The organism is Nonomuraea sp. NPDC050328, from assembly GCF_044459405.1.
Lineage (GTDB): Bacteria > Actinomycetota > Actinomycetes > Streptosporangiales > Streptosporangiaceae > Nonomuraea.
In genome coordinates, this window is sequence record NZ_JBITIW010000009.1 from 135,308 (window position 1) to 158,413 (window position 23,106).

The window sequence follows — 23,106 nt, forward strand, 5'->3', positions numbered from 1 at the left end:
CCCCATTTCGCCTTGACTGGTGGGGGTGACTAGTCATTCCCGGTCAACACTCCGTCGAAAAATTGGTCCGCTGGGGTCTGTCGGCCCGAACGGCTCGTTGCGTACGTTCTCCTCTGCGGCAACTGAATACGGAGGCTCGGCGCCCGCGCCCGTCGGCCCCAACTGACGACTGACCACCTAAGGGGAGTGGGGTCGAACATGTGGATCACGGATTGGACCTCCCGAGCCGCCTGTCGGGGTGCGGACCCGGACGCTCTGTTCGTCCAGGGAGCTGCCCAGAACAGGGCGAAACTAATCTGCCGAGGATGCCCGGTCCGTACCGAATGCCTCGCCGATGCGCTTGACAACCGCATCGAGTTCGGGGTGTGGGGCGGTATGACGGAACGGGAACGTCGAGCGCTGCTGCGGCGGCGTCCAGACGTCGACTCCTGGCGCGAGCTGCTCGAGGCCGCCAAGGAGGAGTACGAGCGGACGAACGAGCTGATCGCCGGCTGACCCAGCCAGCCTGACATGCCAGTACGGCAGGCAAGCCGCCTGCCGTACCGGCATGTCAGCGCGTTCTGAGGCGCCTCACGAGGCCAGCAGCCGGCCGATCTCGCGCAGTCCGTCGAGGTCGTGCACGTCCTGCGACATGGCCGGCACCTGCACCACGGGGACGGTCGGGTGCGCCGAGGTGAAGTGCTCCTGCTCCCGTCCCTCGCGGGCGGCGAGCTGCATCCGGCCGGCGTGCAGCCGCAGCACGGCGGCGGTCAGCTCGTGCTCGCCGCGCGTCTCCAGCTCTTCCGCGGCAGCCGTACTGCGAGCCGCGGTGAGCCCGGAGGCGGGGGACAGGTGCACCCGGTTGACCACCAGCCCGGCCAGCGGCATGCGCTCCTCGGCCAGGCGCTCGACGAAGTAGGCCGCCTCGCGCATGGCGTCGCGCTCGGGCACGGCGACGACCACGAAGGCGGTCCCGCTGGCCTGGAGCAGCTTGTAGGTCATCTCGGCGCGCTGCCGGAAGCCGCCGAAGACGGCGTCGAGCGCGGAGACGAAGGTCTGCAGGTCCTTGATCACCTGGGCGCCGAGCAGCTTGGTCATCGCGCCGGCGACGAGTCCGAACCCGGCGTTGAGCAGCTTGAAGGCGCTGCGCCCGCCGGCCTTGGCGGGAGCGGTGAGCAGCTTGATGAAGCGGCCGTCGAGGAAGCGGCCCAGCCGCTCGGGGGCGTCGAGGAAGTCGAGTGCCGAGCGGGAGGGCGGGGTGTCGACGATGATCAGGTCCCACTCGTCGGAGCGGCGGAGCTGGCCCAGCTTCTCCATCGCCATGTACTCCTGCGTGCCCGCGAAGGATGACGACAAAGACTGATAAAACGGGTTGGTCAGGATCTGTCGGGCTCGTTCCGGATCCGCGTGCGCTTCGATGATCTCGTCGAAGGTCCGCTTCATGTCGAGCATCATCGCGAACAACTGGCCGCCGGTCTCGGTCTCGGTGACCTTGCGCGGGGTGTTGTCCAGCTCGGTGAGGCCCATCGACTGCGCCAGGCGGCGGGCCGGGTCGACGGTCAGCACCACCGCGCACCGGCCGCGCTCGGCGGCCCGCAGGCCCAGGGCGGCGGCAGTGGTGGTCTTGCCCACGCCGCCGGAGCCGCAGCAGACGATGATCCGGGTGTTGCGGTCGTCGAGGATCGCGTCGACGTCCAGCACCGGGGCTTTCCTGCTCACGCCGACTCCCATCCCACCCGACCGTCGAAAACCGTGCTCACGCCGCTCCCTGGTTTCGCATGCTCTCGGCCAGCTCGTACAGCCCGGTCAGGTCCACCCCGTCGGCCAGCAGCGGCAGCTCGTAGCGGGGCAGCCCGGCCTCGGCCAGCGTGGCCCGCTCGGCCGCCTCCAGCTCGGTGCGCTTGGCGTGCTCGACGATCTCCTCCAGCAGCGCCTCGGCCGCCTTGGAGGCGTCCGCCGGCCCGTCGGTCAGTCCGGCCGCCTTCAACCCCAGCGCGAGCTCGCCGACATCGAAGCGACCCTTGACAGCCGAGTCAAGAGCGGCCTGCGGGAGCTGTGATTCGCGCACCATGTTGACGAAAACGCCACCCGGGCGGAGCCCGGCCGAACGCAATTCCGCGATGCCGTCGAGGGTCTCCTGGACCGGCATCTCCTCAAGCAAAGTCACAAAGTGCACGGCCGTTTCCGGACTTTTCACGACCCCGGACACCAGGTCGGAGTGGTTCTTGATCGGCCCGACCTTCGCCAGCCCCGCGACTTCCTTGGTCACGTTGAGGAAGCGGGTGATCCGCCCGGTGGGCGGCGCGTCCAGCACGACCGCGTCGTAGACCCGCTTGCCGCGCTTGTCGCGCCGGCGGACCGCTTCGGTCGTCTTGCCCGTCACCAGCACGTCGCGGAAGCCCGGCGCCACGGTGGTCGCGAAGTCGACGATGCCCATCCGGGTCAGCGCCTTGCCCGCGCGCCGCATGCCGTAAAACATCTCCATGTACTCGAGCATGGCCTCTTCTGGATCGATGGCCAGCGCGTGCACGTCGCCCCCGCCGGGTGCGACGGCGATCCGCCGCTCCTCGTACGGCAGCGGCGGCAGGTCGAAGATCTGCGCGATGCCCTGGCGGCCTTCGACCTCCACGAGCAGCACCTTCCGCCCGCCTGAGGCCAGGGCAAGGGCCAGCGCGGCAGCGGCGGTCGTCTTGCCCGTGCCACCTTTGCCCGTCACCACGTGCAGCCGCACGCCGTCCCAATCCGTGTCCCGGTCCACGCTTGAGAGGCTACCGAACGGTCACTTGCTGAAACCTCGCACGGGCCTTTGACCTCCGTCACACTACGCTGAGCCCCATGAAGAAATGGGAGTACCTCACCGCGCCGCTGCTGGTGCACAACACCAAGATGATCCTCGACAACTTCGGCGCCGACGGCTGGGAACTCGTCCAGGTCGTGCCCGGCCTCAACCCGGAGAACCTGGTCGCCTACTTCAAGCGGGAGAAGGCGTGAGCGGGCACGAGGAGCGCCTGGCCAAGCTGGGCGTCACGCTGCCCGAGGTCGTCCCGCCGCTGGCCGCCTACACGCCTGCCGTACGCTCCGGCAGCTACGTCTACACCTCCGGCCAGGTGCCCATCGTCGACGGCCAGGTCGTGGCCACCGGCAAGCTCGGCGCGGAGATCACCCTGGAGCAGGGCGTCGAGCTGGCCCGCATCTGCGCCCTCAACGCCGTCGCCGCCCTCCGCACCCAGCTCTCGTCGCTGGACGACGTGGTGCGCATCGTCAAGGTCGTCGTCTTCGTGGCCAGCTGGTCGGAGTTCTACGACCAGCCCGCCGTCGGCAACGGCGCCAGCGACCTGCTGCGCGAGATCTTCGGCGACGCCGGCGTCCACGCGCGCAGCGCCGTCGGGGTGTCCGTGCTCCCGCGCAACGTCCCGGTCGAGGTCGAACTCATCGCCGAGGTGCGCTGAGCTCTCGGGTCCGGCTGCGGTCACGCGGCTCCGGGTACACCACGATCAGGTCCTCGCCCACGCCTTCGTCGAGCGTCCTGGTGTGCAGCCGGACCCGGTACCTTCCCGCCTTGGGCAGGGGCAGGGCGACCTTCAGGCCCCGGCCCCTGAGATGCAGGCGGCCGGTGGTGAGCCGGAGGTCCGCCTCGGCCACGGCGTCCCAGCCCCGGCGGCGCAGGGACGGGGGCGTGTTCACCAGCTTCACCGTCACGCAGATGCCGCCGTACTCGATCGTGGTGGTCACCACGGCCGCGCCACCGGCGGCCACAAGCGGCCGGTCGTAGTCGAGCTGCTCGGCTTGCAGCGCGTCCAGGCTCGCCGCCCGCCCGTCGTAGACGCGGTAGCCGTCCCAGTCGGTGGGCAGATGGGCCGCGGTGACCTCGTGTACGGCCCGCAGCGTAGGCCAGGGGTCGCGGCAGCTCCCGGCGTACTCGGCGGCTTCAGCGGCCAGTGCCGTGCGCCGCTCGGCCTGCTCCGCGGTCTGCCGCTCCCGGAGCTGCGCTGAGGAGAGCAGCAGGTCGGGGTGCTCCCGCGCGACGGCGTCCGGGCACAGGTAGACCAGGATCTCCGCCCGCCCCTTCCTGATCTCTCCGGCCGCGCACCGCTTCCAGCCCTCGGACAGCAGGTGCCGATCGGTGACCGCTTCGTCGCGGAGGAAGCCGTACCCCTCGTTCGCCGCCAGGCAGAGATAGGCCCGTCGCCGTTCCTGCGGGGAGGCGTCGGCGTACCGGGGGATCGAGGAGCAGTCCGCGTCCCGCCAGGTGGCGGTGTCGTGCGGCAGCGCCTCGGGTGCGATCAGCAGGAGCGCCGGCACGAGGAGCCAGGCGGGTGGCCGGAGTGGGGCGGGTTCCGACCCGGTGGTGGGGGCGCTGAGCTCGTGGGCCGTCCGCGCCAGCCAGACGACCTCGAAGAGCGCCACCACCTCCAGGAGGCCGCGCACCGGCTCGCCGAACAGGCCGCCGACGACGGAAGGGAGGAAGGAAAGGAACTGCAGCGCCCCCAGCACCAGGGTCGCCCGGCTCCAGCGTCCGTCGCGGCGTTGCGCGATCAGCATCATGATCAGCCCGGTCAGCGCCGCCGCCCCCAGGGCCAGCGCCACGGCGAGGACCAGCATCGGGGTGGCCTGGGCGACACGGACCAGGACGCCGGTCTCGATGAGCAGGCCGCCCCCGGCGGCCAGCAGGCTGAAGGCGATCATGGCGAGCCGGAACCCCCGCTCGGACCCGGTCACCACCCCCGCGAACAGGACCACGATCGACACCCACAGAGCGGCGTCCACCGCGGTTGCCGGCCCTTCGGCGAGCGGAAGCGGCAGCAGTCGCCAGACGACGTAGACGTACAGCAGCCACCGCAGCCCGCGCGCCCGAGGGGACAGCGGCAAGCGCTCGGCCGGGCCCTTGAGCACCTGCCAGAACATCCACGAGTTGGCCAGCCCGACCAGGAGCAGCCCGATCAGGACGAGCGGGATGGAGACTTCCGAGAACGGCGCCGGGTACCACTGGACGACGGTCCAGGCCGGGTCGAGCGAGCCCCGCACCAAGCTGATGGCGACGGCGATCAAAACGACCGCCAGGTTGAGGGACGCCGCTAACCAGCCCAGGGGGAGCTTGCGCACAGGTAGGCACCCTTTCCACGCGAAAGGCCTGATCGTAATATGACCGAGTGATGTTCTAGGGAGGCTGGGTGGAACTGCCGCAGGAGCTGCTGGAGCGGGCGAGGGCCATCGCCGCCGGCCGCATCGACCCGGTTCCCGCACGGGACTCGGCCACGGTGGCACTGTTGCGTGACCGCCCGGGCGGCCTGGAGGTCTACCTGCTGCGGCGGAAGGCGACGATGGCGTTCGCGGCCGGCGCGTACGTGTTCCCCGGCGGTTCGGTGGATCCGCGCGACACCGACCACGCCCTCGCCTGGGCCGGGCCGAGCCCCGCCGAGTGGGCCAAGATCCTGCAGTCGGACGAGAGCACCGCGCGCGGCCTGGTGTGCGCGGCGGTGCGGGAGACGTTCGAGGAGTCCGGGGTGCTGCTGGCCGGTCCTGGCCCCGACGAGGTGGTCGCGGACACCACGGGGGAGGACTGGGAGGCCGACCGGCTGGCCCTGATCGACCGCGGCCTCGCCTTCGCCGACTTCCTCGACCGCCGCGAGCTCGTCCTCCGCACCGACCTGCTCACCGCCTGGGCGCACTGGGTGACGCCCGACGTGGAGACGAAGCGGTTCGACACCCGCTTCTTCGCCGCGGCTCTGCCGTACGGACAGCGGACCAGGGACGTCGGCGGCGAGGCCGACCAGGTGTGCTGGACCCGCCCACGGGAGGCCCTGGACCGGGCCGAGCGCGGGGACATCTTCCTCATGCCGCCGACCTACGTGACCCTCGGGGAACTGGCCGAGTACGGCGAGAGCGCCGCGGTGCTCGCCGCCGAGCGGGAGATCGTCCGGGTGCAGCCGCGCGTGGTCGAGATCGACGGACAGGTCAGACTGGACGTATGAGCGGCCTCTACATCCCCGTGGGCAGCCCCGACGGCTCCAGCACCGCCCACGCCCGCAACCTGCTCGCCCCCAACCCCGGCCCGATGACCCTCGACGGCACCAACACCTGGGTGATCGGGACCGGGCGGCGCGTGGTGGTCGTGGACCCAGGTCCCGACGACGAGGCCCACCTCCAGCGCGTGGTGAAGCACCTGGACGGCGGGCAGGTCACGCAGATCCTGCTCACGCACGGCCACCACGACCACAGCGGCGGCGCGCGGCGCTTCGCGGAGCTGACCGGCGCCCCGGTGCGGGCCCTGGACCCGCAGCACCGGCTGGGCGAGGAGGGCCTGGCCGACGGCGACGTGATCGACGTGGACGGGCTGGAGATCCGGGTGTACGGCACGCCGGGCCATTCGTTCGACTCGCTGTGCTTCTGGATCGAGGCCGACCGGGCGATGCTCACCGGCGACACCATCCTGGGCCGCGGCACGACGGTGATCGCGCACGACGGCGACCTGGGCGACTACCTGCGCAGCCTCGACCGCCTGGTGCGCGGCGCCGAGACGCTGGGCGCGCGAGCGCTGCTGCCCGGACACGGCCCGGTGCTCCCGGACCCGCTGGCGGTGCTGGAGGCCTACCGCGCGCACCGGCAGGAGCGGCTCGACCAGATCAGAGCCGCCCTGCGGCAGGGCGCGCGCACGCCGCGCGAGATCGTGGAGATCGTCTACGCCGAGGTGGACCCGAGCCTGTGGCCCGCGGCCGAATGGTCGGTGCGGGCCCAGCTCGACTATCTGGAACGGTTGTAGAGTCGGTCGAGGTCGAGGATCGTGACCGCCTTGGCCTCGATCCGGAGCCACCCGCGCTGTGCGAAGTCGGCCAGCGCCTTGTTGACCGTCTCGCGGGAGGCGCCGACCAACTGGGCCAGTTCCTCCTGGGTGAGGTCGTGGTGGACGCGCACGCCCTCCTCGGTCTTGGTGCCGAAGCGCTCGGCCAGGTCGAGCAACTGCTTGGCGACCCGCCCCGGCACGTCGGTGAAGACCAGGTCGGCCAGCACGTCGTTGGTGCGCCTGAGCCGCTGGGCCAGGGCGCGCAGCAGGTGGAGCGCCACCTCGGGCCGTCCGGTCAGCCAGGGGCGCAGGTCGTCGTGGCCCAGCCCGGCCAGCCGTACGTCGGTCAGCGCCGTCGCGGTGGCCGTGCGCGGCCGCGGGTCGAACAGGGAGAGCTCGCCGAACATCTCGCTCGGCCCCAGCACGCTGAGCAGGTTCTCCCGCCCGTCGGTCGAGGTGCGCGAGAGTTTGATCTTGCCTTCGAGCACGACATAGAGCCGGTCACCCGTCTCGCCCTCGCTGAAGAGCGTCTGCCCCTTGGACAACTGGACCTCGGTGATGCTCGTCCGCAGCGCCGCGGCGCTCTCACGGTCGAGCGCGGCGAACAGGGGGGCCTTGCCCAGCACGTCTTCGGTGTTCACAGATCACCTACAGCGTGGAAGCCCGGTCCCACGGGACCGAGAAGATGCGCGGAACCGTGCTGCATGCCTGTTCTCCTGAGACTTGTGGTGCGTTGGATACCAAGAGTAATATCGCCGTCAACTTGGGAACGCCAGTTCGACTGGGGGTGAACGTGGGCGGCCAGGCTGGGCTGGTCTCGGTGGTCAAGCTTCGGCTTTTCCCCACCCCTGAGCAGGAGGCCGCCCTGGTGGCCGGCACCGAGCTGGCCAACCAGGCGGCGACCCTCATTTCCCGCCTGGCCTGGTCGGCGAAGGTGTTCGGCCGGTTCGCGCTGCACCGCCTGGCGTATCGGGCGGCCCGCTTGGAGATCCCCGGTCTGGGTGCCAAAGCCGCGAACCTGGCTGTGGCCCGCGTGGCGGCTACGTACGCCGACCGGCGCTCCTCCCGGAAGCGGGCCCACGTCTTCCGGCCGCTCGGGGCGGTGCCCTTCGACGCGCGGATGATGAGCTTCAGTCACGGCGCCCACACGGTGTCGCTGTGGACTCCGCGGGGCCGCGTGGCCGTGCCCTACGCCGGTCGCGAGGCGGACCTGCGGGCTGTGGAGACCCCGCCACGCGGGGAGGCGGATCTGGTGTGCCGGGCCGGGGTGTGGTTGCTGCAGATCACCGTCACGCTGCCCGAGCCCGTCCCGGTGGAGCCGCTCCACGGGTTCCTCGGCGTCGATCAGGGGATCGTGAACCTGGCGGTCACTTCTGACGGCGCCGTGCTGCCCGGCAAGGCACTGTCCGGCCCGATCGCCGGCAACGGACAGGTGCGCGGCCTGCGCGAGCGGCGTCATCGCCAGCGCCGCCGTCTGCAACGCAGGCGCACCTCGTCGGCCCGCCGCGTGCTGCGCCGGCTGGCCGGCAGGGAAAGCCGGATGATGAGCGACGTCAACCATCAGATCAGCAGGTTCGTGGTGCGTGAGGCCGAACGCACCGGCCGTGGCGTCGCCCTGGAAGACCTCCGGGGTGTCCGCGGCCGGGTAAGGGCTCACCGGCTCCAGTGGCGCACCCTTGACACCTGGGCGTTCGCCCAGCAGACCGCCTTCACCCGGTACAAATCCGAGCGGGCCGGGATCGCCTTCGTGCTGGTCGATCCCGCCTACACCTCGCAGGCATGCCCGGAGTGCGGGTGGGTGTCCAGAGCCAACCGTCCCGTGCGGAACAGGTTCAAGTGCACCAGGTGCGGCCTCGCTGGGCACGCCGACCACATCGCGGCCCGCAACATCGCTCGACGCGCTGTCGCGAGCTGGGGGACAGTCAACTCCCCACACGCTACCGGCCTCCCTTCCGCCAGACGGGACCGTGAGAGCAAGTCCGGGGCCTCAGTCCCGGATCGTTGACTCTTGCCTCCTCTGTTCTCATTGTGACGCACCCCACCCATAGGCTGGCATCATGGCCTTGAACACGCGGAAGCCGGAGACCCGGCTGGGGCTGGTACGGCGGGCACGGCGCATGGACCGCATCCTGGCCGAGACCTACCCCGATGCCCACTGCGAGCTCGACTTCGGCAGTCCGCTGGAGTTGCTGGTCGCCACCATTCTGTCGGCGCAGTGCACCGACAAGCGCGTCAACATGGTCACCCCGGTTCTTTTTGCGAAATACCCCACGGTGGAGGACTACGCGGCCGCCGACCGCGCCGAGATGGAAGAGATCATCAGGTCCACCGGCTTCTTCCGCGCCAAGACCAACAGCATCATCGGCATGGCCCAGGCGGTCTGCGAGCGTTATCGGGGCGTGGTGCCCAACAAGCTGAAGGACCTGGTCACCCTGCCCGGCGTCGGCCGGAAGACCGCCAACGTGGTGCTGGGCAACGCCTTCGACGTGCCGGGCCTGACCGTCGACACGCACTTCCAGCGGCTGGTGCGGCGCTTCGGCTGGACTGAGGAGACGGACCCGGTCAAGATCGAGCACGCGGTCGCCGAGCTCATCCCCAGGCGGGAGTGGACGTGGTTCTCCCATCGGGTGATCTGGCACGGGCGCCGGATCTGTCATGCCCGGCGTCCGGCCTGCGGGGTCTGCCCGTTGGCGGCCCTGTGCCCCGCGTACGGCACCGGCCCCACGGACGCGGCCACGGCGACCAAGCTCGTCAGGTCCGGCCCGTTCTCGTGAATATTTCCGCCCGGACCGATGTTGGAGCGTCCATGGCCCCCGAATGGCTCCACACCCTCGTGTCACAGGCCGCGCAGGCCCCCGTGCCGCTGAGCGTGCGCCCGCCGGCCGACGGGAGCGGGCGGCCCGCGGCGGTGCTCCTGCTGTTCGGCGAGGGCCCGGACGTGTTGCTGATCCAGCGCAGCTCGCGCGGGCGGCGGCACGCGGGCCAGCCGGCCTTCCCCGGTGGCGGCGTCGACCCGGAGGACGGCGGCCCGGTCGGGGCGGCGTTGCGCGAGGCGCAGGAGGAGACCGGGCTCGACCCGGCCGGCGTCGAGGTGATCGGGACGATGCCTGAGCTCTACGTCTGGCGCAGCGACAACCGGGTGACCCCGGTGGTCGGCTGGTGGCACACGCCCTGCGCGGTGCATCCGGCGGCGCCCGACGAGGTCGAGTCGGTCGAGCGGGTGCCGGTCGCCGAGCTGGCCGACCCGGCCAACCGCCTCAAGCTGCGCCACCCGAGCGGCTACGCGGGCCCGGCCTTCCGGGTGCGCGGCCTGCTGGTGTGGGGCTTCACCGCGGGCATCCTCGACAACGTGCTGCGCTGGAGCGGCTTCGAGCGGCCCTGGGACCGCGAACGGGTGGAGGACCTACCGCCCGACGTCCTCAACCTCGCCGCACGCGGCTAGGGCGCCGTCGATGGCCCAGAGCAGGGTCTCGTCGGTCTCGCTGGCCCTGAGGTAACGCAGGACCAGCCTGGCGCGGTCCTTCTCGGCCACCGAGCGCATCAGGTCCACCCCGCGCAGCCGCTCGGCGAGCGTGTCGCCGGCGCACAGACGGCGGGCCACGATGAAGGCTTCCATACCGGGAAGGTATTTCCGGTGGTCAACCGTTCCTCGCCGAACACCTGCACAATTGACTGTTCCGCTGGATACCTTTGAAGCGTGCGCGGCGATCTGCTTGACCTCATTTTGATCGGCCTCGTGATCGCCTTCGGCATCTCGGGCTACCGGCAGGGTTTCATCATCGGTGCGATGAGCTTCGTCGGGTTCGCCGGAGGGGTGGTGCTCGGCGTCTTCATCGCGCCGCCGCTCGCCAAGGGGGTCGTCGACGGCGACATCGAGCAGGCGCTGCTGGCCATCGTGATCGTCTTCCTGACCGCCACCATCGGGCAGTTCGCCTCCTCCACGATCGGCGCGGTGATCCGCAGCCACGTGACGTGGGAGCCGGCCAAGATGGTCGACGCGCTGGGCGGCACGCTGGCCAGCGGGCTGTCGGTGCTGGTGTTCGCCTGGCTGGTCGGAAGCCTCCTGGTGGCCAGCTCCTTCGCCCCGATCGTCGACCAGATCCGCAACTCGCTGCTGCTCAACACGGTCGACAACGCCGTGCCCGAGGCGGCCAAGGACTGGCAGAAGCCGTTCAAGGAGTTCATCGACCGTTCGGAGTTCCCGCCGGTCTTCGACGCGATCGGCGGCACCCAGCTCACCGACGTGCCCCCGCCCGACACCGGCGTGCTGCGCGGCAACCCGCGCCTGGAGCGGGCCCGCGAGGCGATCGTGAAGGTCAAGGGCACCGCCGAGAGCTGCGGCAAGGTCATCGAGGGCACCGGGTTCGTCTTCTCCAACGACCACGTCATGACCAACGCGCACGTGGTCGCCGGGGTCACCGCCGAGCTGCGGGTGGTCGACCACAACTCCAAGGTCCACCTGGCCACCGTGGTGCGGTACAACCCGCGGCGTGACATCGCGGTGCTGCACGTGCCGGGGCTGAACCAGCGGCCGCTGGAGTTCGACGGCACCGCCGAGCGGGGCGCCAACGCGATCATCGCGGGCTACCCGAAGGGCAAGGGCTTCACGCCCGAGGCGGCCCGCATCGCGCGCACCCAGATGGCCAAGGGGCCCGACATCTACCGCAGCTCGAACGTGACGCGCGAGGTCTACCAGATCCGCGGGCGGGTGCTGCCCGGCAACTCCGGCGGGCCGCTGCTGACCACCGATGGGCGGGTCTACGGCGTGATCTTCGCCGCGGCGACGAACCAGGCCGAGACCGGGTACGCGCTGACCGCCAACGAGGTCCGCAGCGACATCGAGCAGGGGCGCGACGACACCACGCCGCAGGGCACCCAGTCGTGCGACTAGCCGCGGGTCAGGGGAGCGCCTGCCGTACCGCCTGGATGGCCTCCTCGGCGGAGTCGGCGCCGGCGTCGAGGCTGGCCGCCGCCCGGCCGGCCGGTTCGTACGGCGGGCCGTAGGCCTGCACCTTGGCCGCGCCACGGGCCAGGAGCTGGCCTGCGCCGGTGCGGTTGCCGCGCTGCAGGTGCGTGAGGCCCACACAGATCTGCGCCAGGCCCTGCCACAGCTCGCGTTCGGGCTCCGGGGCACACTTCCAGCGGCCCTCGAAGACCTCGTGCGCGTGGAAGGGCCGGCCCTCGGCCAGCAACTGCCGCGCGTCGTCCAGCGCCTGCTCGGCGGTGGGCGCGTAGTCGTCGGGCACGCGGTCGACGCCGGGCGTGCCGTAGGGGAGCGGCCTGCCGTACTCGTCACGCGGCCGGGCGTTGCGCGGGCGCCCCTGCGTGTCGCGGTCGCGGCTCACCGGTCGGGCTCCTCGTCGGCGAGCCAGCCGAGCAGCTCGGTGTCGAACGCCTCGGGCCGCTCCTCGTGCGGGAAGTGCCCGGCGCCCTCCAGCAGCCGCCAGCGGTACGGCGCGGCCACGTAGCGGCCGGAGCCCTGCGCGGTGCGGGGCAGCATGCAGCGGTCGAGCGCGCCGTGCAGGTGCAGCGTGGGCGCCTCGACCTCGGCCTGCATCGCGCGGGCGTAGCGCAGGCCGTCGGGGCGGAGCTGGGAGCGGCCGAACCAGCGGTGGTACTCCAGCGCGCAGTGCGCCACGGCGGGGATCCGGAAGGCTCGCTGGTAGGTCTGAGCGCTCTCCTCGTCCGGCCAGCCGGGCCCCGACCAGGTGTCGAGCAGGCGGCCGACCAGGTGCTTGGCCAGTCGGCGCTCCGGCAGGAAGGGTAGCTGGAAGCCGAAGAAGTGGGCGCTGGCGCGGAGCTGGCCGAACGGGTCGGTCCGCAGGGCGCTGCGCAGCCGCAGCGGGTGCGGGGCGCTGACGGCGACCAGGCGGTGCACCGACTTGGGGGAGAGCGCGGCCATGGTCCAGCCGAGCAGGCCGCCCCAGTCGTGGCCGACCACGATCGCGCCGGTCTCGCCGAGCGCGCGGATCAGGCCGGTGGCGTCGCTGGCCAGGGTCGGCAGGTCGTAGCCGCGCGGCGGCTTGTCGCTGCCGCCGTACCCGCGCAGGTCCACCGCGACGGCGCGGTAGCCGTTCTGGGCGAGGCTGACGAGCTGGCGCCGCCAGGTCCACCAGAACTGCGGGAAGCCGTGCAGGAGCAGCACCAGCGGGCCCTCGCCGGCCTCGACCACGTGGAAGCGCGTGCCGCCGGCGTGGACCGCGCGGTGGGTCCAGGGGCCCTCGATCTCGACGAAGGACTCGTCAGGGTGTGCCATCGGCCGGCTCCGCGATCTCTTTCAGGCCTTTGAGCGAGCGGGTGGTGCGCTTCATGCCGTCCATGCCCTTGAGCTTGCGCACGCCGAACCAGATCGCGCCCGCGGCCACCAGCAGGTAGACGGCGGTCACGATGAGGAAGGAGGCCCAGACGGGCAGCCAGAGCGCGAGCAGGAAGGCCAGGGCGAAGGAGATCAGGATCAGGCAGAGGTGCAGCATGAACGCCGCGCCGGCGAAGGCTCCGGCGGCCGTGCCGACCTTCTTGAGGTTGAAGCTGAGCTCCGACTTGGCCAGCTCGATCTCGGAGCGGACCAGCGTGGAGATCTGGTCGGTGGCCTGGGCGACCAGCGAGCCGAGGCTCTCCTCGACTTCCGGAGCTTGCGGCATGTCGGAGGTTTGGGACATGAGGTCTCCTATCTTGCCTCGCGGCGCTTGCGAACCCGGACGTGCAGCAGCACGGCGGCGAGTACCGAGGCGATCAGGCTAGCGGTGAGCACTCCGGTCGTGACGGCCGCCGACCGCGCGGGATCGTCGCCGTAGGCGAGGTTCCCGATGAGCAGCGAGACGGTGAACCCGATACCGCCCAGCAACGAGACCGCAGCCATGTCGCGCCAGTGCAACTCCTCCGACAGTCTGGCCAGGCCGAGCCGTACCGACAGCCAGGCCCCGCCGAACACGCCGACGAACTTCCCGATCACGAGCCCAGCAATCACTCCCATGACTACCCGATCGTCGAAGATCGTGCTGAATCCGGCAAGCGACACACCGGCCGACAGGAACGCGAACACCGGAACGGCGAATCCGGCGGAGATCGGGCGGGTGTAGTGATCGGCCTTCTCGATGTTGGCGATGTTGGTCAGCAGGCCCAGTGCGACGCCCGCGACGGTCGCGTGCACGCCGCTGGCCTCCAGGCAGCCCCAGGCGATCAGGCCGAGCGGGAGGTAGATCCACAGGCTGCCGGCCCGCTTGGCCTGGAGCACGCCGTACAGCGCGATGGCGAGCACGCCGCCGCCGAGCATGAGCAGGTCGACGTGCTCGGTGTAGAAGATGGCGATGATGCTGATCGCGCCCAGGTCGTCGACGACCGCGCAGGTCAGCAGGAAGGCGCGCAACGCCGCGGGCATCGCGCTGGCGGTGACGGCGAGCACGGCGAGGGCGAAGGCGATGTCGGTGGCGGTCGGGATGGCCCAGCCGCGGGCGGCGTCCGGGGCGCCCCAGCTCACCGCGAGGTAGACGACCGCGGGGACGATCATGCCCGCGATGGCGGCGATGATCGGCAGGGCGGCCTTGCGCAGGTTGGCGAGCTCGCCGTGGATGAACTCCTCCTTGACCTCCAGGCCGGCGACGAAGAAGAAGATCGCCAGGAGGCCGTTCTGGGCCCAGTGGTAGAGCTCCAGCGGTCCGAGCCGGATGTGCTGGAGTGCGGTGTATGTGTCGTTGGAGACGTTCGCCCAGACCAGCGCGGTGACCGTGGCGACGAGCATGATGATGCCGCCGATGGTTTCCAGGCGCAGCGCCTCGGCCAGGGTCTTCGCGTAGTGGACGGTCGGGCGTAGTGGCCATTTCTCCGCGGCGCGGCGCACGTGATCTCCCTCGATGGCTCGGATCGCTGAATCGGTTCCCCCGAAACGCCGACCAGACTTCCCGGCACACCTGGTGATCAGCCTATATGTGGGGGTACGGCCCGCATGCCGTACCCCCCCTGGTGTCGCTAGTCCTCGGACTTGGCGCTGGGCAGCTTCTCCGAGATGAGGTTCATCACGGTGCTGTCGGCCAGCGTGGTGACGTCGCCGATGCTGCGGTTCTCGGCCACGTCACGCAGGAGGCGGCGCATGATCTTGCCCGAGCGGGTCTTCGGCAGCTCGGGGACGACCAGGATCTGCCGCGGCTTGGCGATCGGGCCGAGCGTCTTGGAGACGTGGTCGCGCAGGTCCTTGGCGATGTCCGCGCCCTCCTCGGCGCCGCCGCGCAGGATCACGAAGGCGACGATGGCCTGCGTGGTCAGCGGGTCGGTGGCGCCCACGACGGCCGCCTCGGCGACCTTCGGGTGCGAGACGAGCGCGCTCTCCACCTCGGTGGTGGAGATGTTGTGGCCGGAGACGAGCATGACGTCGTCCACGCGGCCGAGCAGCCACAGGTCGCCGTCCTCGTCCTTCTTGGCGCCGTCGCCGGGGAAGTACATGCCCTCGAAGCGGCTCCAGTAGGTGTCGACGTAGCGCTGGTCGTCGCCCCAGATGGTGCGGAGCATCGACGGCCACGGCTCCTTGACCACGAGGAAGCCGCCGCCGCCGTTGGGCACGCTGTTGCCCTGGTCGTCGACGACGTCGGCGACGATGCCGGGCAGCGGGCGCATCGCGGCGCCGGGCTTGCCGTGGGACAGGCCGGGCAGCGGGCTGATCATGATCGCGCCGGTCTCGGTCTGCCACCAGGTGTCCACGACCGGGGTACGGCCGCCGCCGATGTGCTCGCGGTACCAGACGTAGGCCTCGGGGTTGATCGGCTCGCCCACGCTGCCCAGGACCCGCAGGCTGGACATGTCGTACTTCGCGGGGATGTCGTCGCCCCACTTCATGAAGGTCCGGATCGCGGTGGGGGCGGTGTAGAGGATCGTGACCTTGTACTTCTGCACGATCTCCCAGAACCGGCCGCGGTGCGGGGTGTCCGGGGTGCCCTCGTACAGCACGCTGGTCGCGCCGTTGGCGAGCGGGCCGTAGACGATGTAGGAGTGGCCGGTCACCCAGCCGATGTCGGCGGTGCACCAGTAGACGTCGGTCTCCGGCTTGAGGTCGAAGACGGCGTGGTGGGTGTAGGCCGACTGGGTCAGGTAGCCGCCGGTGGTGTGCAGGATGCCCTTGGGCTTGCCGGTGGTGCCGCTGGTGTACAGGATGTACAGCGGGTGCTCGGCGTCGTGGGGCTGGGCCTCGTGGTCCTCGGACTGCTTGGCGACGACGTCGTCCCAGAAGACGTCCCGGTCGTTCACCGCGATTTCCTGATTTGTCCGGCGGACGACGAGGACCTTCTGGACGTTCGGCGTGTTCGCCACGGCCTCGTCCACGGTCGGCTTCAGCGCGCTCGGCGCGCCGCGGCGGTAACCGCCGTCGGCGGTGATCACCAGCTTGGCGTCCGCGTCCTCGATCCGGCTCTGCAGCGCGCTCGCGCTGAACCCGCCGAACACCACGCTGTGGATCGCCCCGATGCGGGCGCACGCCAGCAGCGAGATCGGCAGCTCGGGGATCATCGGCATGTAGATCGCCACGCGGTCGCCCTTGCCGACGCCCAGCTCGATCAGCGCGTTCGCCGCCTTGTTGACCTCCCGCTGCAGGTCGCGGTAGGTGATGGTACGGCTGTCGCCCTCCGGCTCGCCCTCCCAGTGGAAGGCGACCTTCTCGCCGCGCCCGGCCTCCACGTGGCGGTCGACGCAGTTGTAGGCCACGTTCAACTCGCCGCCCACGAACCACTTGGCGAACGGGGGGTTCCACTCCAGCGTGGTGTCCCACTTCTTCGCCCAGGTCAGCCGGTCGGCGGCCTGCTCCCAGAAGCCCAGACGGTCGGCGGCGGCCTCCTCGTAGGCGGCGGCGGTGACGTTGGCCGCCGCAGCGAGCTCGGCCGGCGGCGCGAACCGACGGGTCTCCTGCAGGAGATTGGACAGCGTCTCCTGGGTCTCTGGGGCGTTATCGGCCACTTCGTACTCCTTCGAAGGCATAGGTCGGGTCCCACTTCACCAGGTGGGGGGTGGTGAAGACAAGAGGTCTAGACAGGTCTGTACCTATTCGGGGTTGTCAAGGGTGGTGACAACTGCAATTAAACCGTTGTCATCTTGAAATCAAGAATGGTGGGGTGGGGTAAATGCGGGGGTGGGTTTTGGGGGGTGGGTTTTCTTGATCATTTGTGGGGTGGTTTGGTCCTGATTCGGGGGTGGGCTTTCGGGGCGGCTTTCGGGGGTCAGGGCTCTTTGCGGGCCGGGGTGCCGGGTGTGGCCCGCCATTCCTCCACCCGTCGCCCAGTTCACCTTCGCCGCCCCCTTCTCGCGCCCGCCCCCCTTCTCGCGCCGACCCTTCCGGGGCTGACCTCCTTCTCGCTGGCCCTTCCCAGTCAGTGCACCACCGGGCCAGCACCACTCCCGCGCTCTACCCCTACCCGCCGGTAAGGTCGTCCCTGTGACCGACCCGTTGGCAGTGATCGCGCAGCTCCCAGGCGTCCCAGAGGCCGTCGAGGAGGCCCGCAAGGCCGTGGACCGCCTGTACCGCCACCGTGTACTGCGCCGCCGCAGCCCAGAGGTCTCCGCCGAGACCGCCCTCCGAGGCGCCAGAGCCTCAGCCGCCCTCTCCGGCGTGGACGTCGACCTCACCCCCCTCCGCGCAGGCGAGATCGACGACCCCACAGTCCAGGGCGCCCTCAGAGCTTCCGCAGAGATCGGACGCCTCGGCTCCACCTGGCGCACAGCCCCCCGCCAGGTGTTGGCCCGCCTCCACACCGTCGCCGCCCACGGCCTGGCCCCGGAGTCCTCCCTGGGCCGCCCCCGTCAGGACGAAGCCCTGGCCACCCGCCTGGACGGCCTGGTCTCCCTCATCACCACCGGCACCAAGACCCCGGCGTTGGTCCTGGCCTCCGTCGTCCACGCCGAGCTGGCCGTACTCGACCTCTTCGGCACCGCCGACGGCGTCGTCGCCCGTGCCGCCGAGCGCCTCACCCTCGTCGAGTTCGGCCTGGACCCCAAGTCCCTGGTCCCCTCCGAGATCGGCCACCTGTCCTTGGACTACTCGGCCGCCCTCAAGAGCTACACCACCGGCACCCCCACCGGCGTAGCCACCTGGCTCCGCCACTGCGCCGAAGCCGTCATCCTCGGCGTCCGCGAAACCACCGCCATCTGCGAAGCCATGCAACGCGGCTAACCCCCCCGGCCAGCACCCCAGAGCCCAACCACCCTGGCCAGACATCCCTGACCAGCCACCCTGAGCAACCACTCCTGGTCAGGCACCCCTGGGACGGCCACCCCCGGCCAGCCCTGCGACCCTCGCGAGCTGACCCAGCCGCACCTTCGCCCGGACCTCGCGGCGGCATTGCCCCCCGGGCCTCTCAGCCTGCGCATCCAGGCCGAAACCCAAGCCGTGGAGCCGTCAGCCCAGCACCGCAGCCTCGTCCAGTACCCCTGCCTGGATCCCTCAGACACGCGGGCTGAGGTGGGGCTGGGTGAAGCTCTGGGTGATTTGGGTGGGCGTCGTTGCTCACTGCGTTGTGTGCGTCGCTGAGCGGGTCTGTAGCGGGCGGGTGGCCGTGGGGCGGGCTTGGGATGCCCGCCCGCACTCAGGGGTCCCTGTGAGGCCTGTGGGGCTGACTGGACGGACTCTTGGGGTGACGTGCTCCCTCGTAGCGACCGAGAGGCTTCCAGAGCTCTGCAAGCCGTGCGTGCGGGACGGCTGCGAGAGGGCGTTCCGGATCCTCGGCCGGCAGGAGGCCGCGAACGTGCGAAGGCGGGCAGAGCTCGACGGCCGCAGGTGGCCGGCTCGAACACCGCACGTGCCGGGCGGAGAGTTCAGGCACAGGACAGCACGGGCGCTGAAAGCTGTAGCTCAAGGGTCCAGGCCGCGTCCCCGGTCCAATGGTCCAGGCTGCAGGCCCAGTGGTTGAAGATCGTCTGAGGGGCCCGCCGGAGTGCTTGCCGCCACCCGCCCCAAATAGCTGACGGCGTCTCAGTGATGAGACGCCGTCTGCCGTGCGCCATACCTGGTTACCAAGCGTGCACCTAAATTCGTCGGAGCGGGTCAAGCCCGTCTCGACGCGCCTCCCGCGGCTGGTCGCGCGTGGGTGCCTGGTAGACGCACCCGGACAAGTGGTCCGTGTCACCTTTCTACGACGGATCCGGTCACTTGGGAACCCCCGAAACCAAGACCTTTACCCACCCATGCCCCCACCCCTTGATCACCCACCGTGATCGCCTCCTGCCACCCCCGAAAAAACTTAGCGAAAATGCGAGATTGCTCCTCGACGAAACTCGTTCGGATCGGGCAGCATACGGTGGTATCTCCCGAAACTGGAGCGACCGCGCACGGGTTTGCTTTGCAAGTCCCTTGCCATGCTCCGGTCAAGTGATGAAAGCTTTCTTCTGAAACGGGACCGGCTCTACCCCCCCGGAGCCGGACCGGTCAGGCGACCCCCGCTCTCCCCCCCGGCGGGGGTCGCCGCTTTTCTCCCCCTTTACAACTTGCCTCCGGGCAACCCGCCTCATCGGCCGGCCACCCCCCGCGACCCCCAAGGCCGCCCGCGCGCCAAGCCAACACCCGGCTCAACCATCCACCGTCCTCGGCCCGTCCTCGGGCCACGCCCCGGCCCCGCCCCGCGCCCCGTACGGGGCGCGCGCCGTCCCCCGGTCCACGTCCGCCCTAGGCCAGGCCAGTCCTGCGCCCGCCCCCGCCACGACGCCTCCCCGGCTCCACGCGCGCCCCCGCTAGGCCTACCTCCAGGCTCGGCCTCCATCCGGCTTGCCCACGCCCTCACCTGGCGTTGCTCACGCCCTCGCTCGGCGCCCGCTCCGGCCTGACCCACTCAGCCCAACCCGCTTCCCCGGCAAGCCCGGCCCACAGCAGACCTGCAACGAGGCCCCAACCGAGCCGACCCCGCGCTGTCCACCGTGCCACCTCGCCGTCTCGGCCCAACCTCCGCCCCGCTGCCAACCGCCCCACCCCCACCCGACCCACACGGGCCTTCCGCAGCCCCCAGGCCACCGGTTATCCACAGCCCCGCCCCACCATCCCCACTTATCCCCAGAACCCCATTCACCCCCAACCCAACCCCCACCCGCACCGACACCCTCATCCCCATGAACCGCCCGCTGGTCATAACCGAAGACCGCGACCTCCTAGACGACCTCGTCCGCATAGCCGCCGCCGCCGGCGCCCAACTGGACGTCGCCCACGCCCCAGCCCACGCCCGCCCCCACTGGAACCTCGCCCCAGTGGTCCTGATCGGCCCAGACCTGGCCGACGCGGTCGCAGCCACCGCCCCACCCCCACGCGACCGAGTCCTCCTGGTAACCCGCACCCCCGAGGACCCCGACACCTGGCGCCGCTGCGTAGCCGTAGGCGCCCGAGCCGTCCTAGACCTCCCCACCGCCGAACGCCACCTGGTCGAAGAACTGGCCGACCTCATCGAACCAACCCACCGAAACGGCGCAGTCCTCTGCGTAGTAGGCGGCAGCGGCGGCGCAGGCGCCACGGTCCTGGCCGGCTGCCTCGCCCTCCACGCCTCAAGCCAAAAGCTGTCCACCCTGCTCATCGACGCCGACCCCATGGGCGGCGGCATCGACTCCCTCCTGGGCAAGGAAGACGCCAAGGGCTCCAGATGGGGCGACCTCGTAGCCCGAGAAGGCCGCGTCTCCGCCACCGCCCTCCGCGAAGCCCTGCCAAGCTTCGGCGACCTGTCCATCCTGTCGTTCTGCCGAGGCGGCCCCCAGCTCATCCCGCCGGAGGCCATGCGCTCAGTCCTGGAAGCCGGGCGCCGAGGCTTCGACCTGGTCGTCGTCGACCTCCCTCGCCACCTCGACGCGGCAGCCATCGAGGCCCTCACCCGCGCAACGATCACCTACGCCGTGGTCTCCGCGAACGTCCGAGGCATCCTGGCCGCCTCCCAGGTCATCGGCGAGGTCCAGCAACACACCGCCGACCTGGCCCTCGTAGCCCGGCCAGGCGCCATCAACGACGAGATCGTGTCCGCGTCCCTCGACGTCCCGCTGGCCGCCACCTTCCCCGACCAGCCCAAGCTCACCACGATCCTCAACCGCGGCGAACTCCCACCCCTGACCCCACGCAGCCCCCTCGGCCGAGCCTGCGGCGACCTGATCCGCGACCTCCTCCCATGACCACGCCCGCCCCCACCCACCCGCCGGTCCCGGCCGAGTTGGTCGAAGCCGTCCGCCTCCGCCTGGCCCGAACGGGGGTCGAGCCCACCGCCGCCCAGGTCGCCGTAGCCCTGCGCGCCGAAAAGTCCATGTACGGCGACGCCGAGATCCTCCAGGTCGCCCGAGCCCTGTGCGCAGACCTCATCGGCGCCGGTCCCCTCGAACCTCTCCTGGCCATCCCGGAAGTCACCGACGTCCTCGTCAACGGCCCGCGCGAGGTGTGGATCGACGACGGCCGCGGCCTCCGCCGTACCACCGTGACCTTCCCCGACGATGCGGCAGTCCGCCGCCTGGCCCAGCGCCTGGCCGCCGCAGCCAGTCGCCGCCTCGACGACGCCTCGCCGTACGTCGATGCCCGCCTGGCCGGTGGAGTCCGCCTGCATGCCGTCCTCCCGCCCGTGGCCTCGGACGGCACCTGCATCTCCCTCCGCCTGCCGCCCCGCCGTACCTTCACCCTCCCCGACCTGGTCGCTGCCGGCACGGTCCCCGCGAATGCCCTGCCCGTCCTCACCGCAGTCGTCTCCGCCCGCCTCGCCTTCCTCGTGACGGGCGGCACTGGCACCGGCAAGACCACCCTGCTCAGCGCCCTGCTCTCCCAAGCCGACCCCGGCGAACGCCTCCTCCTGGCCGAGGACTCCGCCGAACTCCGCCCCCTCCACCCCCACGTCGTCCGCCTCGAAACCCGCCCCGCCAACCTCGAAGGCGCCGGTGGCGTAACCCTCCGAGATCTTGTACGGCAAGCGCTGCGCATGCGCCCCGACCGCCTCGTGGTCGGCGAAGTACGCGGCAACGAAGTCATCGACCTCCTGGCCGCCTTGAACACCGGTCACGAGGGCGGTTGCGGCACCCTCCACGCCAACGCCGCAGCCGATGTCCCCGCCCGTCTCGAAGCCCTGGCCTGCGCCGCCGGCCTGTCCCGCGAGGCCGTCCACAGCCAACTCGCCGCCGCCCTGGACGTCGTCGTCCACCTCACTCGCGACCGCTCGACCGGTCGCCGCCGCGTCTCCGAGATCTGCCTCCTCACCCGCACCCCCTCAGGCCTGGTCGTCTCCGAACCGGCGCTCACCTTCACCGCCGCCGGCACCACCAACATCGGCCCAGCCTTCACCCCCCTCACCCAAAGAGCCCCCGCCCTCCACCCCCAACCCCGACACGGCTAACCCCGCCACGCCCACCGCCCGCGCCGGACGCACCACTGAAGGCCCCCATGACCACCACCGTCCTCATCGCCGCCATCGCCACCGCCCTGGCCGTTTGGCTCTGGACCGGCCCCACCCAAGCCAGCACCCGCCTAACCCACCTCCTCCTTCCCACCACCCCCCTCAACTGGCAGGCCGTACAAGCCCGTCTGACCCGCCCAAGCCCGGCCCGCCGAGCCGACGCCTGGCGCACCGCATCCCTGGAGCTATGCCAAGGCCTGTGCGCAGAGTTGTCCGCTGGCCTCCCACCCGGCGACGCCCTCACCCGCGCAGTCGCCGCAACCGCGTTCCCCACCCCCGAAGCGCCCCGCCTCCTGACCGCAGCCGCCCGAGACGGCGGCGAGGTAGCCCGCACCCTCCGCGAGATCGCCCCCCGCACCGGCGGCGAGGGCTTCCACCGCCTGGCCGCCTGCTGGGAGGTGAGCGTCACCGTCGGCTCAGGCCTGTCCGCCCTGGTGGAACGCGTAGCCCGCTCCCTCCGCACCGCCCAGGCCCACCGCCAGGACGTCGCCGCCCAACTGGCCGGCCCGCGCGCCACCGCACGCATGCTCGCCGCCCTGCCGGCCCTCGGCCTGCTCATGGCCTTAGCCCTCGGCATGGACCCCTTCGGCTTCCTGCTCGGCAGCCTCCCCGGCCTGGCCTGCCTCCTCCTGGGCTTGGCCCTGGACGCCTGCGGCCTCTGGTGGACCCACCGCATGGCCGTACAAGCAGAGACCTAACCCACCTCGGACCGACCCTCACAACGAACAGGTCCTGTCACCAACCCTCAAAGCTCGGCCCCGACAAGGCCGACTCCCGCGCACCGAAGCCCCGTTCACCTGAGCTCCGCGCACCAGAATCCCGATGGTCTTGGCCAGCGACGACGGCGAGGCCGCGAGCTGCACCAGCCCGCGGGGCCCTGTCGTGCGGGGCGCGAGCCCGGGGGACTTAAGCCGGTGCCCTGAGCACTGCAGCCCTGGGGCCAAGTCCGGCGCAATGGAGCCCCGTCCGCCCAAGCCC

General features: G+C 70.9%; 23 protein-coding genes. 13 read left to right on the forward strand and 10 right to left on the reverse strand.

Features of this window, described 5'->3' with window-relative positions:
* The first annotated feature begins 198 nt into the window (after positions 1-198).
* Positions 199-495, forward strand: coding sequence for a WhiB family transcriptional regulator (locus tag ACIBG7_RS30350; protein ID WP_181610211.1), 297 nt, complete (start codon positions 199-201; stop codon positions 493-495).
* Positions 496-570: 75 nt separating this feature from the next.
* On the opposite strand, the gene ACIBG7_RS30355 is transcribed toward ACIBG7_RS30350, so the two are convergent.
* Both ACIBG7_RS30355 and ACIBG7_RS30360 read right to left on the reverse strand, forming a co-directional pair.
* A complete protein-coding gene (locus ACIBG7_RS30355; protein ID WP_397338433.1) occupies positions 571-1,710 on the reverse strand; it encodes an ArsA family ATPase in 1,140 nt (379 codons plus the stop codon).
* Between the two features lie 25 nt (positions 1,711-1,735).
* Positions 1,736-2,737: an ArsA-related P-loop ATPase gene (locus ACIBG7_RS30360; protein ID WP_357919499.1), complete on the reverse strand. Its 1,002-nt coding sequence runs from the start codon at positions 2,735-2,737 to the stop codon at positions 1,736-1,738.
* Positions 2,738-2,814: 77 nt separating this feature from the next.
* Here ACIBG7_RS30360 and ACIBG7_RS30365 point away from each other — a divergent pair, with 77 nt between their 5' ends.
* On the forward strand, positions 2,815-2,970 hold the full coding sequence (locus ACIBG7_RS30365; protein WP_357919502.1) for a hypothetical protein: 156 nt from the start codon (positions 2,815-2,817) through the stop codon (positions 2,968-2,970).
* Positions 2,967-3,428 carry a RidA family protein gene (locus tag ACIBG7_RS30370; RefSeq protein WP_397338434.1) on the forward strand — a complete coding sequence of 154 codons (462 nt, stop codon included), beginning with the start codon at positions 2,967-2,969 and terminating at the stop codon, positions 3,426-3,428. The genes ACIBG7_RS30365 and ACIBG7_RS30370 overlap by 4 nt, the downstream gene beginning before the upstream one ends.
* Here the strand turns inward: ACIBG7_RS30370 and ACIBG7_RS30375 are convergent.
* A complete protein-coding gene (locus tag ACIBG7_RS30375) occupies positions 3,409-5,082 on the reverse strand; it encodes a hypothetical protein (protein WP_397338435.1) in 1,674 nt (557 codons plus the stop codon). The two genes, ACIBG7_RS30370 and ACIBG7_RS30375, sit on opposite strands and share 20 nt — an antisense overlap.
* Positions 5,083-5,150: 68 nt before the next feature.
* Between ACIBG7_RS30375 and ACIBG7_RS30380 the strand changes: the two genes are divergently transcribed.
* Both ACIBG7_RS30380 and ACIBG7_RS30385 read left to right on the forward strand, forming a co-directional pair.
* On the forward strand, positions 5,151-5,951 hold the full coding sequence (locus ACIBG7_RS30380) for an NUDIX hydrolase (RefSeq protein ID WP_397338436.1): 801 nt from the start codon (positions 5,151-5,153) through the stop codon (positions 5,949-5,951).
* A complete protein-coding gene (locus ACIBG7_RS30385) occupies positions 5,948-6,739 on the forward strand; it encodes an MBL fold metallo-hydrolase (RefSeq protein WP_397338437.1) in 792 nt (263 codons plus the stop codon). Before ACIBG7_RS30380 ends, ACIBG7_RS30385 begins: the two co-directional genes overlap by 4 nt.
* On the opposite strand, the gene ACIBG7_RS30390 is transcribed toward ACIBG7_RS30385, so the two are convergent.
* On the reverse strand, positions 6,721-7,401 hold the full coding sequence (locus ACIBG7_RS30390; RefSeq protein ID WP_357919516.1) for a Crp/Fnr family transcriptional regulator: 681 nt from the start codon (positions 7,399-7,401) through the stop codon (positions 6,721-6,723). The two genes, ACIBG7_RS30385 and ACIBG7_RS30390, sit on opposite strands and share 19 nt — an antisense overlap.
* Before the next feature lie 44 nt (positions 7,402-7,445).
* Between ACIBG7_RS30390 and ACIBG7_RS30395 the strand changes: the two genes are divergently transcribed.
* The 3 genes from ACIBG7_RS30395 to ACIBG7_RS30405 are packed head-to-tail and all read left to right on the forward strand — an operon-like array spanning position 7,446 to position 10,202.
* On the forward strand, positions 7,446-8,765 hold the full coding sequence (locus ACIBG7_RS30395; protein WP_397338438.1) for an RNA-guided endonuclease InsQ/TnpB family protein: 1,320 nt from the start codon (positions 7,446-7,448) through the stop codon (positions 8,763-8,765).
* A 52-nt stretch (positions 8,766-8,817) separates the two neighbouring features.
* Positions 8,818-9,534, forward strand: coding sequence for an endonuclease III (gene nth, locus ACIBG7_RS30400; protein ID WP_397338439.1), 717 nt, complete (start codon positions 8,818-8,820; stop codon positions 9,532-9,534).
* 32 nt (positions 9,535-9,566) lie between these two features.
* Entirely contained in the window at positions 9,567-10,202 is a 636-nt protein-coding gene (locus ACIBG7_RS30405; RefSeq protein WP_357919521.1) for a CoA pyrophosphatase, read from the forward strand.
* Here ACIBG7_RS30405 and ACIBG7_RS30410 read toward each other — a convergent pair.
* Positions 10,164-10,376, reverse strand: coding sequence for a hypothetical protein (locus ACIBG7_RS30410; protein ID WP_397338440.1), 213 nt, complete (start codon positions 10,374-10,376; stop codon positions 10,164-10,166). The two genes, ACIBG7_RS30405 and ACIBG7_RS30410, sit on opposite strands and share 39 nt — an antisense overlap.
* 81 nt (positions 10,377-10,457) lie before the next feature.
* Here ACIBG7_RS30410 and ACIBG7_RS30415 point away from each other — a divergent pair, with 81 nt between their 5' ends.
* Positions 10,458-11,651 (forward strand): MarP family serine protease, encoded by a 1,194-nt coding sequence (locus ACIBG7_RS30415; RefSeq protein WP_357919527.1) that lies wholly within the window; start codon positions 10,458-10,460, stop codon positions 11,649-11,651.
* Between the two features lie 7 nt (positions 11,652-11,658).
* Here ACIBG7_RS30415 and ACIBG7_RS30420 read toward each other — a convergent pair whose 3' ends face one another.
* The 5 genes from ACIBG7_RS30420 to acs form a co-directional block, all read right to left on the reverse strand.
* Positions 11,659-12,105 carry a DUF309 domain-containing protein gene (locus ACIBG7_RS30420; RefSeq protein ID WP_357919530.1) on the reverse strand — a complete coding sequence of 149 codons (447 nt, stop codon included), beginning with the start codon at positions 12,103-12,105 and terminating at the stop codon, positions 11,659-11,661.
* Positions 12,102-13,016, reverse strand: coding sequence for an alpha/beta hydrolase (locus ACIBG7_RS30425; RefSeq protein ID WP_357919533.1), 915 nt, complete (start codon positions 13,014-13,016; stop codon positions 12,102-12,104). Before ACIBG7_RS30425 ends, ACIBG7_RS30420 begins: the two co-directional genes overlap by 4 nt.
* Positions 13,003-13,419, reverse strand: coding sequence for a phage holin family protein (locus tag ACIBG7_RS30430; protein ID WP_357919536.1), 417 nt, complete (start codon positions 13,417-13,419; stop codon positions 13,003-13,005). Before ACIBG7_RS30430 ends, ACIBG7_RS30425 begins: the two co-directional genes overlap by 14 nt.
* Positions 13,420-13,427: 8 nt before the next feature.
* On the reverse strand, positions 13,428-14,597 hold the full coding sequence (gene nhaA / locus ACIBG7_RS30435; protein WP_397338441.1) for a Na+/H+ antiporter NhaA: 1,170 nt from the start codon (positions 14,595-14,597) through the stop codon (positions 13,428-13,430).
* A 128-nt stretch (positions 14,598-14,725) separates the two neighbouring features.
* Entirely contained in the window at positions 14,726-16,696 is a 1,971-nt protein-coding gene (acs, locus tag ACIBG7_RS30440; RefSeq protein ID WP_357919541.1) for an acetate--CoA ligase, read from the reverse strand.
* 475 nt (positions 16,697-17,171) lie between these two features.
* On the opposite strand from acs, the gene ACIBG7_RS30445 reads away from it, so the two are divergent.
* The 4 genes from ACIBG7_RS30445 (at position 17,172) to ACIBG7_RS30460 (ending at position 22,826) form a co-directional block, all read left to right on the forward strand.
* On the forward strand, positions 17,172-17,906 hold the full coding sequence (locus ACIBG7_RS30445) for an oxidoreductase (protein WP_397338442.1): 735 nt from the start codon (positions 17,172-17,174) through the stop codon (positions 17,904-17,906).
* Between the two features lie 1,925 nt (positions 17,907-19,831).
* Positions 19,832-20,869: a septum site-determining protein Ssd gene (ssd, locus tag ACIBG7_RS30450; RefSeq protein WP_397338443.1), complete on the forward strand. Its 1,038-nt coding sequence runs from the start codon at positions 19,832-19,834 to the stop codon at positions 20,867-20,869.
* Complete coding sequence (locus tag ACIBG7_RS30455) at positions 20,866-22,068, forward strand: TadA family conjugal transfer-associated ATPase (protein WP_357919550.1); 1,203 nt, start codon at positions 20,866-20,868, stop codon at positions 22,066-22,068. Before ssd ends, ACIBG7_RS30455 begins: the two co-directional genes overlap by 4 nt.
* Positions 22,069-22,115: 47 nt before the next feature.
* Positions 22,116-22,826, forward strand: coding sequence for a type II secretion system F family protein (locus ACIBG7_RS30460; protein WP_397338444.1), 711 nt, complete (start codon positions 22,116-22,118; stop codon positions 22,824-22,826).
* Positions 22,827-23,106: the final 280 nt, after the last annotated feature.